16 protein-coding genes are annotated in these 16,246 nt (G+C 61.3%); 3 read left to right on the top strand and 13 right to left on the bottom strand.

Translation table 11 applies throughout. The annotated features are described in order from the left end of the window. Positions 1–8: 8 nt before the first annotated feature. From CW360_RS00750 to CW360_RS00740, 3 genes are read right to left on the bottom strand one after another with little or no spacing between them, the layout of a single operon-like run. A complete protein-coding gene (locus CW360_RS00750; RefSeq protein ID WP_093985795.1) occupies positions 9–782 on the bottom strand; it encodes a class II glutamine amidotransferase in 774 nt (257 codons plus the stop codon). Positions 783–786: 4 nt separating this feature from the next. After that, entirely contained in the window at positions 787–1,233 is a 447-nt protein-coding gene (locus tag CW360_RS00745) for an HIT family protein (RefSeq protein ID WP_093985796.1), read from the bottom strand. A 2-nt stretch (positions 1,234–1,235) separates the two neighbouring features. Continuing rightward, the gene (locus CW360_RS00740) at positions 1,236–1,682 is read right to left on the bottom strand and encodes an MFS transporter (protein ID WP_101192408.1); all 447 of its coding nucleotides are present in this window, start codon (positions 1,680–1,682) and stop codon (positions 1,236–1,238) included. A gap of 90 nt (positions 1,683–1,772) precedes the next feature. Between CW360_RS00740 and CW360_RS00735 the strand changes: the two genes are divergently transcribed. Continuing rightward, positions 1,773–3,818: a S9 family peptidase gene (locus CW360_RS00735; protein ID WP_101192407.1), complete on the top strand. Its 2,046-nt coding sequence runs from the start codon at positions 1,773–1,775 to the stop codon at positions 3,816–3,818. An 81-nt stretch (positions 3,819–3,899) separates the two neighbouring features. Here CW360_RS00735 and ccoM read toward each other — a convergent pair whose 3' ends face one another. The 4 genes from ccoM to CW360_RS00725 all read right to left on the bottom strand — a co-directional run bounded on the left by ccoM (position 3,900) and on the right by CW360_RS00725 (position 5,326). Continuing rightward, positions 3,900–4,016 (bottom strand): cytochrome c oxidase subunit CcoM, encoded by a 117-nt coding sequence (gene ccoM, locus CW360_RS17170; RefSeq protein WP_281255594.1) that lies wholly within the window; start codon positions 4,014–4,016, stop codon positions 3,900–3,902. 184 nt (positions 4,017–4,200) lie between these two features. Beyond that, complete coding sequence (locus tag CW360_RS16875; protein ID WP_093985799.1) at positions 4,201–4,368, bottom strand: hypothetical protein; 168 nt, start codon at positions 4,366–4,368, stop codon at positions 4,201–4,203. Beyond that, positions 4,365–4,961, bottom strand: coding sequence for an alpha-ketoglutarate-dependent dioxygenase AlkB family protein (locus CW360_RS00730; RefSeq protein WP_093985800.1), 597 nt, complete (start codon positions 4,959–4,961; stop codon positions 4,365–4,367). The genes CW360_RS16875 and CW360_RS00730 overlap by 4 nt, the downstream gene beginning before the upstream one ends. A gap of 83 nt (positions 4,962–5,044) precedes the next feature. Next, positions 5,045–5,326 (bottom strand): aspartate-semialdehyde dehydrogenase, encoded by a 282-nt coding sequence (locus CW360_RS00725; RefSeq protein ID WP_101192406.1) that lies wholly within the window; start codon positions 5,324–5,326, stop codon positions 5,045–5,047. Positions 5,327–5,519: 193 nt separating this feature from the next. On the opposite strand from CW360_RS00725, the gene rapA reads away from it, so the two are divergent. Next, positions 5,520–8,366, top strand: a complete 2,847-nt coding sequence (gene rapA, locus CW360_RS00720; RefSeq protein WP_101192405.1) for an RNA polymerase-associated protein RapA — start codon at positions 5,520–5,522, stop codon at positions 8,364–8,366. On the opposite strand, the gene CW360_RS00715 is transcribed toward rapA, so the two are convergent. Continuing rightward, positions 8,363–9,682, bottom strand: coding sequence for a spinster family MFS transporter (locus CW360_RS00715; protein ID WP_093985803.1), 1,320 nt, complete (start codon positions 9,680–9,682; stop codon positions 8,363–8,365). The two genes, rapA and CW360_RS00715, sit on opposite strands and share 4 nt — an antisense overlap. A gap of 122 nt (positions 9,683–9,804) precedes the next feature. Continuing rightward, positions 9,805–10,365, bottom strand: a complete 561-nt coding sequence (gene phnN / locus CW360_RS00710; protein WP_101192404.1) for a phosphonate metabolism protein/1,5-bisphosphokinase (PRPP-forming) PhnN — start codon at positions 10,363–10,365, stop codon at positions 9,805–9,807. A 223-nt stretch (positions 10,366–10,588) separates the two neighbouring features. Here phnN and CW360_RS00705 point away from each other — a divergent pair, with 223 nt between their 5' ends. Next, positions 10,589–10,909, top strand: a complete 321-nt coding sequence (locus tag CW360_RS00705; protein WP_093985805.1) for an Arc family DNA-binding protein — start codon at positions 10,589–10,591, stop codon at positions 10,907–10,909. Between the two features lie 89 nt (positions 10,910–10,998). On the opposite strand, the gene CW360_RS00700 is transcribed toward CW360_RS00705, so the two are convergent. The 4 genes from CW360_RS00700 to mgtE form a co-directional block, all read right to left on the bottom strand. After that, the gene (locus CW360_RS00700) at positions 10,999–12,135 is read right to left on the bottom strand and encodes a sodium ion-translocating decarboxylase subunit beta (RefSeq protein ID WP_101192403.1); all 1,137 of its coding nucleotides are present in this window, start codon (positions 12,133–12,135) and stop codon (positions 10,999–11,001) included. Positions 12,136–12,145: 10 nt separating this feature from the next. Then, complete coding sequence (gene oadA / locus CW360_RS00695; RefSeq protein WP_101192402.1) at positions 12,146–13,924, bottom strand: sodium-extruding oxaloacetate decarboxylase subunit alpha; 1,779 nt, start codon at positions 13,922–13,924, stop codon at positions 12,146–12,148. Positions 13,925–13,942: 18 nt separating this feature from the next. Further along, on the bottom strand, positions 13,943–14,194 hold the full coding sequence (locus CW360_RS00690) for an OadG family protein (RefSeq protein ID WP_093985808.1): 252 nt from the start codon (positions 14,192–14,194) through the stop codon (positions 13,943–13,945). 213 nt (positions 14,195–14,407) lie between these two features. Beyond that, positions 14,408–15,850, bottom strand: a complete 1,443-nt coding sequence (gene mgtE / locus CW360_RS00685) for a magnesium transporter (RefSeq protein WP_101192401.1) — start codon at positions 15,848–15,850, stop codon at positions 14,408–14,410. Positions 15,851–16,246: the final 396 nt, after the last annotated feature.

Below are 16,246 nucleotides of genomic sequence, written 5' to 3'. Positions count from 1 at the left end.
GCAACAGCTTACAGCTGTCCTGTCGCCAGGCACTCGCCGCGCTGCCAGAGCCGCCACTCGCCCGGCTGGTAACACTGCCAGCGCTCATTGCTGGTCAGCGCTTCGGTGGCAATCACCGTCACCACGTCATCGGGCGTGGTTTCGCTGCCAAAATCCACGCTGACATCCACATCGCGGAGACAGGCCGGGCCAAACGGAGCACGCCGGGTAATCCAGGCCAGCTTGCTGGTGCAGCAGGTAAACAGCCAGTCACCGTCGCTGAGCAGGCAGTTGAACACGCCATGCCGGCGATAGTGGCTGGCCGCCTCGACCAGCACAGGCAACAGCCGCCCCCAGGCAACCGGCTCGGCGAAAGCAGCACGCACACGGTTGAGCAAGTCGCAGAAGGCCGCTTCGCTGTCGGTATCGCCCACCGGCCGGTAGAAGCTGCCGAGCGGCGTAAAGTCGGACAACTGGCCGTTATGCGCGAAGCACCAGTTACGCCCCCAGAGCTCACGACTGAAGGGATGGGTGTTGGCCAGGCACACCGTACCGACATTGGCCTGGCGCACATGGCCGATCACCACTTCGCTCTTGATCGGATAACGGGTCAGCAGACGCGCCACTTCCGAGTCGATACTGGCCTGCGGGTCCTGAAACAGGCGCAAGCCCCGTCCTTCGTAGAAACCCACGCCCCAACCATCGCGGTGCGGACCACTGCCCCCGCCGCGCTGCATCAGTCCGGTGAAGCTGAAGACGATATCGGTTGGCACGTTGGCACTCATGCCCAGCAGTTCGCACATCGGCTCAACCCTCTTCAGCCAGCGCCTGGCGCAAGCACTGCGTTTGCTCACGCAAGCGGCGCTGCAGACGCGCCCGGCCAAACGGCAGGAAACGCGTGAGAATGCGCCAGCACAGTGCGGGCAGGTCGCCGCGTCGGCGGGGAATCAGGTGCAGGTGCAGGTGCGCAATGTGCTGATTGGCCAGCGGACCATCATTGAGCAGCAGGTTGACCCCGGCGATACATGGATCGGCCCGCCGCAACGCCCGTCCCAGGCGCTCGGCCAACGCCAAAAGGCTGTCCCGCGCGGGCGCCTGCAGGTCACTGAGAAACGGCGCATGTTGGCGACTGACGATCAGTACATGCCAGGGACGCAAGGGATAAATATCCAACAGCACCACATGCTGCGCATCGCTATACACGATATCTGCCGGCAGGCGCCCTTCCAGTAGCGCACAGAACACGCAATCCATGCCTAGATCCTCGGTTCACGGCGCTCGAAACGCGCCTGGTCATCCTCTTCGGCAAGCAGTTCGCGCAAGGTTCGCGGGTCTTCAGCGCGCGCAGCGGCCTGCGTGCGACGACGCTGCACACTGCGCTCAATCGGCCAGCGCAACAGGGCAAACACCAGGTAGGCAGCCAGCGCCAGCAGCGTGTAGAGACTGAGATCAGCCGCGGCGCGCCAGGCGTTGTTGCCGGTCTTGAGTAGCAGATCCATGGCGGTAATGGCGATAGAAGGGGCTAACAGCCCGCGTTCGGCATCCACCACCGTGGGACTGGCCAGCAGTACCATGACCAGCACCCGCAATGGCTCACGCAGCCAACGCCACATCCAGCCGGTCAGCTTCAGCCATACCAGCAGGCAACCCAGCGCCGCCAGCGCATAGGCAGCCCAGGCAAGCAGATAGTCTTGTTCGGTCATGGTGCAATCGTGGTCTGGCGGCTGGAGGGGCACGTATCATAACGGCTTTTCCGCCAGGCGGCTCGCCCGCCATGATGCCCGAGGTTACCCATGCCCCTCCTTCCTCCCCAGGCCCGCCGTGCTCCGGGCAGCGATCCTTACCACTGGCTGCAGCAGCGCGACAGCCCTGAGGTACTGGCTTACCTGGAGGCGGAAAACCACTACTGGCAAACCGCCCTGGCCGGCCAGCAGGCTCTGCGCGAGCAGCTGTTCGAGGAAATCCGTAGCCGCATTCAGGAAACCGACCTTTCCTTGCCCAGCCCCTGGGGCCCCTGGCTGTACTACACACGTACCCAGGCCGGCGATGAATATCCACGCCATTACCGCTGCCGGCGCCCTGCCGACGACAGCCTGCAAACCGACCCTGACAGCGAGCAGTTGTTGCTCGACCCCAATCAACTGGCAGGTGGCGGCTACCTGGCACTGGGCGCGTTCAGCGTCAGCCCCGACCAGCAATGGCTGGCCTATAGCCTGGATCGTAGCGGCGAGGAGATCTACCAGCTATTCGTCAGCAACCTGCTGGACGGCAGCCTGCACAGCCTGCCCAGCGAAGCGGCCGACGGCAGCCTGGTCTGGGCCAACGACAACCAGACGCTGTTCTATGTCAGCCTCGACGACTGCCATCGTCCCTGGCACTTGCTCCGCCATCACCTGCCCAGCGGCCACAGCGAGGTGGTTTTCGAGGAGCCTGACGAGCGTTTTTTCCTACACTGCTACCGGAGCAGCTCGGAGCGTCAGCTGATCCTGCAACTGGCCAGCAAGACCTGCAGTGAGTGCTGGGTGCTGCCCGCCGACCAGCCTGCCGGCACCTGGCAATGCCTGGCCGCGCGCAGTCCCGAGCACGAATACGAGGTCGACCACGGCTGGCTGGATGGCCGCTGGCAATGGCTGATCCGCAGCAATCAGACGGGCATCAACTTCGCGCTCTACCGTGCCGAGGAACACGCTGCGCAGCGCCCGGACTGGCAACTGTTGCGCGCCCACGACCCCCAGGTGATGCTCGAAGGCCTGACCCTCAAGCGTGACGGCTACCTGCTATCGCTACGCGAGCAGGGCCTGCAAGTGCTCGAGCTGTGCCGATCCGGCCAGGTGCCATGCCGGCTAGAGATGCCGGATGCCGTGTACAGCCTGGCGATCTACGACAGCCTGGAATTCGACAGCCCTTATCTGCGCCTGCGCTATGAATCCTTGCAATGCCCGGCGCAGATTCGCCAACTGCACCTGCATGACACCACGCAACAGGTACTCAAACAGACCGTCGTACTCGGCGAGTTCAGCAGCGAGGAGTATGCCAGCCAACGGCTCTGGGCCACGGCCCACGACGGCCAGCAGATCCCCATCAGCCTGGTAGCGCGCCGCGAGGTGCTGGCCGGCCAGCAACCGGCACCGCTGTACCTTTATGGCTATGGAGCCTATGGCGAGTGTCTCGACCCCTGGTTCTCCCACGCCCGGCTAAGCCTGCTGCAGCGTGGCTTCATTTTCGCTATCGCCCATGTGCGCGGCGGTGGCGAGCTCGGCGAAGCCTGGTATCGCGCTGGCAAGCTGGCACACAAGGAAAACAGCTTCAGTGACTTCATTCACTGTGCTGAACAGTTGATCGCCAGCGGCCTGACCTGCCCAGCGCAGCTGGTCATCAGCGGCGGCAGCGCAGGTGGCCTGCTGATCGGTGCCGTGCTCAACCAGCGCCCCGAGCTGTTTGCCGCGGCCATCGCCGAGGTGCCGTTTGTCGATGTACTCAACACCATGCTCGACCCCGAGCTGCCGCTGACCATCACCGAGTACGAGGAATGGGGCAATCCGCAGGAGCCTGAGGTCTACCAGCGCCTACGCAACTATGCCCCCTATGAGAACGTCTGCGCCCAAGCCTACCCGGCACTACTGGTGGTAGCCGGCTATCACGACACCCGCGTGCAGTACTGGGAAGCAGCGAAATGGGTGGCCAAACTGCGCCACTGCAAGACTGACCAGCATCTACTGCTGCTCAAGACCGACCTGGAAGCCGGCCATGGCGGTATGAGCGGACGCTACCAGGGCTTGCGGGATACCGCACTGGAGTATGCCTTCATCCTGCATGCGTTGAACCTGGCGCCGCACTGAACCGCCGCCAGGCAAAGCACGCAAAAAAAAGGGCGACCAGAAGTCGCCCAAATTGCCTTGCGTGCCTGTGAATCCGAAAGGTCAGCCCTGCTTGCGCTTGTGCGAGTCCTTCCAGATGAAATAGCCAAAGCCGCCCAAGAAAGCGACCATCAGTAGAACGGTGCCGATTCCAGCAAACACCACGGTATCCATGAACATGGCTGCCTCCTGCGGTTAGCCTGTGTGACATGGCTGCAGAGTAGGCGCAGGGTGGTCTGAGAAAATTGACGTTGATCAATCCACGACACCGCTGATGACATGGCCTGCCATTTGATTGACCCAGATCAACCTTACAGAGCGCATGGTTAATAGCTGGCAGGGAAAATGCGTTAGCGCAGGTCTCTCAACGCTTCTTCTTCGGCTTACCTTTCTTGCTGGTTGGCCGTGCCTTGGGAAGTGGCAAGGCACGCTCGAACGCCGCACGCACTTCGCCCAGGCGACGCTCATGCAGGTCATGAATGCGCTTGTCGCGCTCGGCAGCAAAGTCAATGGGCTGGCGGTCGTCACTCATGGATTCACCCGGCGAAAAGTCAGATTGATGCGCGGCGCGCTGATCTTGCGACTGCGCGCCACCTGATGTTGCCAATGATGCTGGGTTGATCCACGCATCACCAGCAGACTGCCATGCTCCAGCAGCACGGAGTGTTCGATACGCTGACTACCCCGTCGGCGCAGGTCGAAACGCCGTGCCTGCCCCAGGCTCAGCGAGGCAATGCAGGGCTGCGCACCCAGCTCGGCTTCATCATCGCTGTGCCAACCCATGCAGTCCTGGCCATCGCGATAGTAATTGAGTAGCACGGCATTGAAGGACGCACCGGCGGCCTGCTCAACCGCCTGGCGGATGCCCTGCAGCAAGGCCGTCCAGGCCAGCGGCTGATGACGCTGCCCCGAGTAGCCGTAGCTGGCCTGCGGATCACCGTACCAGGCGACCAGGCGTGGCACCCTGTGCCAACGACCAAACAGTTGTACCTGTGGTTGCGACCAGCTCACTTGCTCAATCAGCGCCTGCAACCAAGCATCAGCCTGCGCGCTCGGCAGCCAATGCGGATACCAGTCCAGTTCGGCATCCGGCAGATGCAGACGGTGATCGCCAAACAGTTCCATGCACTGCCCCGACAGGCAAAAGATGGCTGATTATACCTGGCGTCCGCCGCCACACGGGTAACAGCCCCAGCCCGCCCCGCGCACTAAACCTCGACATCAATCCATAGCCCCTGGCGCGGCATGTCCTCGGGCAGCGCTGGCGACTCTTCGTCGTCCGTTTGCACCGCGCCCGACGGATGGCGGCGCCGGCGCTGCGCTTCGCGCCAGCGTTCCTGCACCTCCTGTGGATGACGCCGATCCAGGCTGATGGCACTCTCGCTGGCACTTTCCTCGGTGGGCGTGACAGGCGGAATCTCCGGGCGCGGCTTGGGTGTGTCCTGCTGCGCCATGACCGGCACCAGGCTCTGAGGGATAGGTGGCAGCATCTGCACTCCTCCGTGACGACAGGCCGGCAAGCCCTGTTCAGGCTGTCGGCCAGGCATACCGCAACTTGACCGGCAGCATACCCGCTACACTTTGCTGGCAGGGTATTGGACCCACAAATAGCCGTACAGTGCCGTCGCCCCGCCTGAAGGCATCGGTTACCATACGCGGCTTTTTTCACAGCGGGAGAGTCGCATGTCGCAGCAGTATCAACCAGGTCAACGCTGGATCAGTGACAGCGAGGCGGAACTGGGCCTGGGCACCGTACTGACCAGTGACGGGCGCCTGCTCACCGTACTCTATCCGGCGACCGGCGATACGCGTCAGTATGCGCTGCGCAACGCACCGCTGACCCGCGTGCGCTTCGCCCCGGGCGACGAGATCACCCATTTCGAAGGCTGGAAACTGACCGTACAGGAAGTCGAGGACATCGACGGCCTGCTGGTCTACCACGGCTTCGACAGCCAGCACCAACCACGCAGCCTGCCGGAAACCCAACTGTCGAACTTCATTCAGTTCCGCCTGGCCAGCGATCGCCTGTTCGCCGGACAGATCGACCCACTACCCTGGTTTGCCCTGCGCTATCACACTTACCAGCATCAGAACCGCCTGCTGCAGTCGCCTCTCTGGGGCCTCGGCGGCGTGCGTGCGCAACCGATTGCTCACCAGTTACATATCGCCCGCGAAGTAGCCGATCGCATCGCGCCGCGCGTTCTGCTCGCCGATGAAGTGGGCCTGGGTAAGACCATCGAAGCCGGCCTGGTGATTCATCGCCAACTGCTGAGCGGACGGGCCAGCCGGGTGCTGATCCTGGTTCCGGAAAACCTCCAGCATCAATGGCTGGTGGAAATGCGCCGGCGCTTCAACCTGCAGGTAGCGCTGTTCGATGCCGAACGCTTCCTGGAAAGCGATGCCGACAATCCCTTCGAGGACTGCCAGCTGGCGCTGGTCGCACTGGAGTGGCTGGTCAGTGACGAACGCGCCCAGGATGCCCTTTTTGCCGCCGGCTGGGACCTGTTGGTGGTGGACGAAGCACACCACCTGGTCTGGCATGCTGAGCGGGCCAGCGCCGAATACAACCTGGTGGAGCAGTTGGCCGGGCATATTGCCGGCGTGCTGCTGCTCACCGCGACCCCCGAACAACTGGGTCAGGAAAGCCATTTCGCACGCCTGCGCCTGCTCGACCCGCATCGTTTCCACGACCTGCAGGCCTTCCGCGCGGAAAGCCAGCAATACCAGCCGGTTGCCGCCGCCGTGCAGGAGCTGCTTGACCATGGCCAGCTCAGCGAACAGGCCCGCCAGGCGATTGGCGGCTTCCTCGGCCAGTCTGGCGCCACCCTGCTGGCAGCACTGGAGGCCGGCGACGAACAGGCCCGCGCACGCCTGGTACGCGAGCTGCTCGACCGCCACGGCACAGGTCGCCTGCTGTTTCGCAACACACGCGCAGCAGTACGCGGCTTCCCCGAGCGCGAACTGCATCCTTACCCGCTGCCCTGCCCCGAACAGTACCTGGCCTTACAGCCTGAAGAGCAGGCCGAGCTGTATCCCGAGGTGGCCTACCAGGCCCAGGACACCCAGGACGACGAACAACGCTGGTGGCGCTTTGATCCGCGCGTCGAATGGCTGATCGACACCCTGAAGATGCTCAAGAAATTCAAGGTACTGGTGATCTGCGCACATGCCGAGACCGCTCTCGATCTGGAAGACGCCCTGCGCGTACGCTCAGGCATTCCCGCCACGGTGTTCCACGAAGGCATGAGCATCCTCGAACGCGATCGTGCCGCCGCCTACTTCGCCGACGAAGAATTCGGCGCGCAGGTACTGATCTGTTCGGAAATCGGTTCCGAGGGACGCAACTTCCAGTTCAGTCATCATCTGGTGCTGTTCGATCTGCCGGCCCACCCGGATCTGCTCGAGCAGCGTATTGGCCGCCTGGATCGTATTGGCCAGCAACATCGTATCCAACTGCACGTTCCCTACCTGGAAGGCAGTGCACAGGAGCGACTGTTCCACTGGTACCAGCAGGCGCTCAACGCCTTCCTGGCCACCTGCCCCACCGGCAATGCCCTGCAGCATCAGTTCGGCAGCCGCCTGCTCGAACAGTTGCCGGGCGGCCCGGCCGGCGCCTGGCAGGCCTTGCTGGAGGAAGCCCGCGCGCAACGCGAACGCCTGGAGCAGGATATGCAGCGCGGCCGCGACCGTCTGCTGGAACTCAACTCTGGTGGAGCTGGCGAAGGCGAGTCACTGGTTGAGGCGATCCACGAGCAGGACGACCAGTTCGCCTTGCCGATCTACATGGAAGAACTGTTCGAGGCCTTTGGCATCGACAGCGAGGATCACTCGGAAAATGCGCTGATCCTGCGCCCCAGCGAGAAAATGCTCGATGCCAGCTTCCCGCTCGGCGACGACGAAGCCGTCACTATCACCTATGACCGCCAACAGGCCCTGAGCCGCGAGGACATGCAATTCCTCACCTGGGAACACCCCATGGTGCAAGGCGGCATGGACCTGGTGCTGTCCGGCTCGATGGGTAATACCGCGGTGGCGCTGATCAAGAACAAGGCGCTCAAGCCAGGTACGGTACTCCTCGAACTGCTCTTCGTCAGCGAAGTCGTCGCGCCGCGCAGCCTGCAGCTGGGGCGCTTTTTCGCCCCACAAGCCATACGCTGCCTGCTCGACAGCAACGGCAACGACCTGGCAGGCAAGGTGGCCTTCGAAACCCTCAACGATCAACTGGAGAGCGTGCCGCGTGCCAGCGCCAACAAATTTGTCCAGGCCCAGCGCGAAGTGCTGGCCCGGCAGATCAATGCGGCGCAGGCCAAGGTCGAGCCACACCACGCGCAACGTGTCGCGCAGGCCAGGCAGCGCCTGATCGACGAACGCGACGAAGAGCTGGCGCGCCTGCAGGCGCTACGAGCCGTCAACCCTAACGTGCGCGACAGCGAACTGCAGACCCTGCAGCGGCAGCGCGACGAAGGCCTGGCCTACCTGGAAAAAGCCGCCCTGCGCCTGGAAGCCATTCGCGTACTGGTGGCCGGCTAGCGCAGGCCTTCCTGCATACGCTGGGCGTCCGCACAAAACGTGCGTGACGCCTGCCACAGGGCCAGCATGGTCAGCAGCAAGGCCAGTGGAATCAGGTACAACGCATCGTGCAGGCCGATGGCGCGGAATTGCTCGGTCATCTGCGTTGCGCCGGCAGCCAGGCGTGCCGCTTCGGCAAAGTGATCGGACAGACCACCGACCACCAGTGGGCCAAGCCCGCCACCCAGCAGGTACAAACCGGCGAAGAACAACGCCATGGCACTGGCACGCAGACGCGGCTCCACCACATCCTGAATCGCCGTATAGACGCAGGTATAGAAATTGTAGGAAAACAGCCAGCCGAGGCTGAACACCGCGACGAACACACCAATGGCAATCTGCCCGGCCAACAGCACATAGCCCGTACAGAGCGCAGCAATCAGCATGCTCACTGCGCCCAGCAGCAGGCGCCCACGCGCCCAGCGCTGGTGAGCGCGATCCGCCAGCCAACCGCCAGCCGTCAGCCCCAGCAAGCCGGTCAGCCCGACCATGATACCCACCGCCACCGCTGCCTGCTGCAACGACAAGGCAAAGTAGCGTTGCAGCATAGGCACCATGAAACTGTTGGCCGCATAGGCAGCGAAGTTGTAGGCAAGCCCGGCCAGGGTCAACCACCAGAAGGTGCGGATCGCCAGCACCTTGCGCAACGGCTGAGCAATCTTCTCCTCGCTCACCTGCACCTGCTCGGCCGCGCCACGCCGCGGCTCACGGATGAAGAAGATGAACAACGCCAAGATAATTCCCGGTACGGCGGCAATGAAGAAAGGCGCACGCCAACTGCCAAAGGCCTGGACCATCGCACCGATGGTGAAATAAGCCAGCAGCAGGCCCAGCGGCAGGCCCAGCATGAACAGGCCCATCGCCCTGGAGCGTTTTTCTGCTGGAAAAAGATCACCAATCAGCGAGTTGGCCGCCGGCGCATAACTCGCCTCACCGATGCCCACGCCCATGCGAATGAGCAGGAAGCTCCAGAAGTTCCAGGCCATGCCATTGAGTGCGGTCAGGCCACTCCATACCAGCAAACCACAGCCCATGATCTTGCGCCGCGCGCCTATGTCGGCAAGCCGACCCAGCGGAATACCCGCCAGCGCATAGACAATGGTGAACGCCGTACCCAGCAGGCCAATCTGCAAGTCCGTGAGATTCCACTCCAGACGAATCGGTTCGATGACGATGGACGGAATGGTTCGATCGAAGAAGTTGAACAGATTGGCCAGAAACAGCAGAAACAGAATACGCCAGGCATTGGTCGCCTGGCGGGACGGCGGCTGCGACATGGCAAACTCCCTCTCTTGTTATTGTGATGAACAGCGGCGCACCTTAGCAGTCAGCGCCCGGCAGGCCAATGAGCCATATCCCGCACGCGCTGTCAGCCAGGATAGACGGCCGTGATGCCTGGCTACAGGTTGGCTGCCCCCGGCTCATCCAGGCAAGCGAGCAGCGCCTCCACGCTCTTTTCAAGACTGCCGCCCGCCTCCACCACGCAGTAAGCCCCGGCATCACGCAATGCTGCCTGCAGCTGCTGGTGACGAAGCAAACGCTCTTCGACCTGCCGAGCCGTCTCCCGACCGCGCTTCAACAGACGCTCACGCAGTTGCGGGGTGGGTGCTTCCAGGCAGATCGCTTGCAAGTTCGGATAACGGTGTCGTGCCTCGTTCAGGTAACCACGCGACCCGTTAACCAGCACCGCCTGCCCCGCCTGCAGCCAATCATCAATCTGTCGTGGCACACCATAGCTCAAGCCATTGGCCTGCCAACACAGGGCAAAGTCGCCTGCAGCCTGGCGCGCCGCAAACACCTCCTCACTGAGCCACTCTTCCAAAGGCTCGTTGCTCACCCCAACGCGCGTCACGCAACGTGGCGCCAAGTGATAGCCCCGCTCGGCAAGGGCTTGCGCGGCGGCCTGCAGAAGGCTGTCTTTGCCAGCCCCCGAAGGCCCCATCAGGTAAACCAAGCGCATCGATACCTCCGCCCCGGCCTCATAGACTCGTTATGTCAGCCGAGTCGCATTTCTTCAGTTTAACGCTATGCAAAGGCAGCGGCTTGACTGAAAATTGACAACGTAATTTTGGCGAGCCTTTACCTGCCAACCCGCTGAACGGCAGCTGCCAAACGCGGTCATATTGGTGACAATCGCATAGCTGATTGCCAGCATCGCTTTCCCAAACCAATCGGTTTACCTTATGCGCCCTATGAAACAGGCACCCTACTCCAGCCGCACGGCTGACAAATTCGTGGTCCGTCTACCCGACGGCATGCGCGAACGCATCGGCGAAGTGGCACGCAGCCATCGCCGCAGTATGAACTCGGAGATCATCGCCCGCCTGGAACAAAGCCTGTTCCAGGAGGAAGGTATGCAAACCGACACGTCTCTGTGCATCGACAGTCCGGAACTCAGCCTCAGCGAACGCGAATTGCTGCAGCGCTTTCGCCAACTCAGCCGCCGCCAGCAAAATGCCCTGGTAGCGCTGATCGATCATGACAGCGAACTGAGTGCCGAATAACCGGGCAACCCCATAAAAAAACCGGCTTTCAGCCGGTTTTTTTATATCTGCATCTTTGGGGCCGACACATAGCCGACCCCAGATACAGGCTAGCCAACAAAACTCAGCAACACGCCAGCTGCCACGGCCGAACCAATAACCCCGGCCACATTCGGCCCCATGGCATGCATCAGCAGGAAGTTTTGCGGATTGGCTTCCAGGCCCACCTTGTTGGAAACCCGCGCAGCCATCGGCACCGCCGACACACCAGCCGAACCAATCAACGGATTGATCTTGTTCTTGCTGAACATATTCATGATCTTCGCCATGATCACACCAGCAGCAGTCCCTGCACAGAAAGCCATCATACCCAGCATGATGATGCCCAGAGTCTTCACCTGCAGGAAGGAGTCTGCCGAAAGCTTGGAGCCCACCACCAACCCCAGGAAGATGGTCACGATATTGATCAGGGCGTTCCGCGAGGTATCCGCCAGACGTTCTACCACACCGGCCTCACGCAGCAAATTGCCCAGCGCGAACATACCGATCAGCGGTGCAGCATCCGGCAACAGCAAGCCAATCAGCACACACAGCACCAGCGGAAAGATGATCTTCTCTGCCTGGCTCACCGGACGCAGCTGCGACATGACGATGGCACGCTCTTCCTTGGTGGTCAGCGCACGCATGATTGGCGGCTGGATCAACGGCACCAGCGCCATATAGGTATAGGCTGCCACAGCGATCGGGCCCAGCAGGTGGGGTGCCAGCTTGGACGTCACGAAGATCGAGGTCGGGCCATCCGCGCCACCAATGATGGCAATCGATGCCGCCTCTTTCAGAGTGAATTCCATGCCGGGAATACCCAGCGAGCCAATCGCCAGAGCCCCCAACAAAGTACCAAAGATACCGAACTGAGCCGCCGCCCCTAACAGCAGGGTCTTCGGGTTGGCCAGCATCGGGCCGAAATCCGTCATGGCCCCCACACCCAGAAAGATCAGCAGCGGAAAGATACTGGTCGGCAGGCCTACCTCATAAATCAGGTGCAGGAAGCCCGCGCCCTCGGCCATATTGGCTACCGGAATATTCGACAGCAAACCACCGAAGCCGATGGGAATCAGCAACAGCGGCTCGAAGCCTTTCTTGATAGCCAGGTAGATCAACCCGAGACAGACTGCAATCATCAGCAGCTGACCGGGCTCAATATGATAGAGACCGGTGCTCTGCCAAAGCTTTAACATTTTTTCCATGTCAGAGCCCTCAGCCGATGGTCAGCAGGCTATCGCCCACCGCCACCGCGTCACCCACCTTGACGTTGACACTGCCGATCGTGCCGCTCTTAAAGGCACGGATCTCGGTCTCCATCTTCATCGCCTCGAGGATCATGATCAGCTCACCTTCCTCAACCTGATCACCAGCCTGCACCAGCACCTTGAAGATGTTGCCGGCCAGCGGCGCCTTCTGCGCTTCGCCAGCCCCCGCAGACGGCGCTGCTGCTACACCCTGCACCACTGCCTGGCCACCCAGCGGTTTGATGCCCTGCAAGTCGCCGCCTTCGCTAACCTGCACCACATAGGACTGGCCATTGACTTCCACGGTATAGGCTTCGGGCTGTCCCGCCTCCCTGACCAGGCCTTCCTTGCCGGTCGGGACGGGTTCGAAGGCCGCCGGGTTACCGCGATTCTCCAGGAACTTCAGGCCGATCTGCGGGAAGAGTGCGTAGGTCAGCACATCGTCAATTTCTTCAGCCGCCAGCTTGATGCCCTTCTCTTTGGCCAGCTCACGCAACTCGGCGGTCAGCTTGTCCATTTCCGGCTGCAGCACGTCGGCCGGGCGACAGGTAATGGCCTGACCACCATCCAGCACACGCTCCTGAAGCGCCTTGTTGAAAGGCGCCGGTGCCGCACCGTACTCACCCTTGAGCACGCCGGCAGTTTCCTTGGTAATCGACTTGTAGCGCTCACCCGTCAGCACATTGATCACGGCCTGGGTGCCGACGATCTGCGAAGTCGGTGTTACCAGCGGGATAAAACCGAGGTCTTCGCGCACGCGCGGAATCTCGGCGAGCACCTGATCGAATTTATCCTGGGCGCCCTGCTCCTTGAGCTGGCTTTCCATATTGGTGAGCATGCCTCCCGGCACCTGGGCGACCAGAATGCGCGAGTCCACCCCTTTGAGGTTGCCCTCGAACTTGGCGTATTTCTTCCGCACCTCGCGGAAATAGGCAGCAATTTCTTCCAGCAACTCAAGGTTCAGGCCAGTGTCACGCTCGGTACCCTGGAACATCGCCACCACCGATTCGGTCGGCGAATGACCGTAGGTCATGGACAGCGAGGAGATGGCCGTATCGACATTATCAATACCCGCCTCGACGGCTTTGAGGATAGCCACCGAAGACAGGCCGGCCGTGGCATGGCACTGCATATGGATCGGAATGGCCAGGCTGGCTTTCAGGCGCGTGACCAACTCGAAGGCGGTATAGGGCGTGAGAATACCGGCCATGTCCTTGATGGCCACCGAGTCAGCGCCCATGTCTTCGATCTGCTTGGCCAGATCGACCCACATGTCCAGGGTATGGACTGGGCTGGTGGTGTAGGAAATGGTTCCCTGCGCATGTTTGCCAACCTGCTTGACCGCCTTGAGGGCGCGATCCAGATTGCGCGGATCATTCATGGCATCGAAGACACGGAACACGTCGACACCATTGATCGCGGCCCGCTCAACGAACTTGTCCACCACATCATCGGCATAATGCCGGTAACCCAACAGGTTCTGGCCACGCAGCAACATTTGTTGACGCGTGTTGGGCATGGCCTTCTTCAGGGCGCGGATACGCTCCCACGGATCTTCCCCGAGATAACGGATACAGGCATCAAAGGTCGCCCCACCCCATGACTCTACCGACCAGAAGCCCACCTGATCGAGTTTCGGGGCGATCGGCAGCATATCTTCCAGACGAACGCGGGTAGCAAGAATGGACTGGTGCGCATCACGCAGCACCACATCGGTAATGCCGAGCGGTTTCTTGGTCATCGTCAAAACTCCCTGGCGGAGACGTTAGCCGCGCTTGGCACGGTGCTGGTGGATGGCTGCCTGAATAGCGGCAATGACAAGCGGATCAACAGGCGCCGCAACGGCGGTCTGCTTGCGAACAACAGGCGCCGCAAGCACCGGTGTCGGGACGAAACGCTCGATCAGGATGGACATGCCGCGGATGGCATAGATCAGAAGCGTGAGGAAAGCCAGAACACAGCCCATGCCAATCAGCATGAGTTCCACACCTTCCAGCAAAAGCTCAGTCGGGGTCATCGATAGGCTCCAAGTGATGCGGCTCTTGGCCGGCATTCGTTATGTCGGGCCTGACGGGCTTTTGACCCAGCCAAGCGGCGGAACATTAGCCTGAAAATCCAATCCGAAGCAATCAAAGCGCCAAAATAGCGACATTATTTTCCAGACAAGCGTCAGTTTGCCGCAGCCGATAACAGGGAAAAACCCTACCTACAGCTATTCAGAAACCACACCCTACAACAGGAACAGGGTAGCCAAGCCCAGGAAAATGAAGAATCCACCACTATCGGTCATGGCCGTGATCATCACACTGGCGCCCATGGCCGGATCACGCCCCAGACGCAACAGGCTCATGGGAATCAACACCCCCATCAGCGCCGCCAGCAGCAAATTAAGCGTCATCGCCGCCGTCATCACTGCCCCCAGCGACCAGCTATCATAGAGCACACCAGCGACCACACCGATCACCCCGCCCCATAGCAGGCCATTGACCAGCGCTACGCCCAACTCCTTGCGCATCAGCCGGGCCGTGTTCCCCGTACCCACCTGATCCAGGGCAATCGCCCGGACAATCATGGTGATGCTCTGATTGCCGGAGTTTCCGCCAATACCGGCGACAATTGGCATCAGCGCAGCCAACGCCACCAGCTTCTCAATGGAGCCTTCGAACAGGCCAATCACCCGAGAAGCCACAAAAGCCGTGACCAGATTGACAGCCAGCCAGGCCCAACGGTTGCCCACCGACTTCCAGACCGAGGCGAAGATGTCTTCTTCTTCGCGCAAGCCGGCCATGTTGAGCACTTCGCTTTCGCTCTCTTCACGAATCAGGTCAACCATTTCGTCAATGGTCAGACGCCCAATCAGCTTGCCGTTGCGATCCACCACAGGCGCTGAAATCAGGTCATAGCGCTCGAAAGCCTGGGCCGCATCATAGGCATCCTCATCCGGATTGAAGGTCACCGGATCATCGGCCATGACCTCGCCAACCTGCTTATCCGGATCGTTGACCAGCAGGCGCTTGATCGGCAATACGCCCTTGAGAATGCCGTCATAGTCGACCACGAAGAGCTTGTCGGTGTGCCCCGGCAGCTCCTTCAGGCGCCGCAGGTAGCGCAACACGACTTCCAGGCTGACATCCTCGCGGATGGTGACCATCTCGAAGTCCATCAGTGCGCCGACCTGATCCTCGTCGTAGGACAAGGCCGAACGCACACGCTCACGCTGCTGCGCATCCAGGCTTTCCATCAACTCATGGACGACATCACGCGGCAGTTCGGGGGCCAGGTCTGCCAGCTCATCGGCATCCATTTCCCGGGCAGCGGCGAGTATCTCGTGATCATCCATGTCAGCCAGCAGGGTTTCCCGCACGGCATCGGATACTTCCAGAAGAATGTCGCCATCACGCTCGGCACGCACCAGCTGCCAGACAGTCAGGCGATCGTGGAGCGGCAGGGCTTCCAGAATATGGGCCACGTCGGCCGAGTGCAGCTCATCAAGCTTGCGTTGCAGCTCGGCGAGATTCTGACGATGTACCAGGTTTTCCACCCGGTCGTGGTGCTGACCTTCCTGACGATGGGTCAGGTCTTCCACCAGGCGGTGGCGGTGCAGCAGTTCGACCACCTGAGCCAGGCGATCCTGCAGGTTTTCCTGCGGCTTTTTCGCTTCAACTTCGCTCATAGCGTGCTCCACCCCCAGCGGCAGGCACGCCTTGGGGGCTCAATCAGTCCGTATGCGATTGCGCAATCGAGGTTCTGAGTAACTACTGGGTACGTCCATTGCTGGGTTCCACAAGCCCCGGCGGGGCTGACCGCGCCATGATAACACCGCAGCACACCGATTCGCTTGACAAAATCAGGAAATAACAAGTGCTTGCATGACGTTCCTGAAGCAGCCTGAGACGTCTGCGAGGCGCTTTGGGAGACGCGCCAACGGCGCCAGAAAACACAATCCACCAAACTGATGGAGGCAGAAACGACAAAGCCCCGCTCGATTGAGCAGGGCTTTGTGGATATGGCGCAGCGGACGGGACTCGAACCCGCGACCCCCGGCGTGACAGGCCGGTATTCTAACCGA

It is taken from the genome of Pseudomonas fluvialis (assembly GCF_002835605.1).
GTDB lineage: Bacteria > Pseudomonadota > Gammaproteobacteria > Pseudomonadales > Pseudomonadaceae > Aquipseudomonas > Aquipseudomonas fluvialis.
The sequence above is the reverse complement of the archived record's forward strand: the minus strand, read 5'-3'. Positions and strand labels throughout refer to the sequence as shown.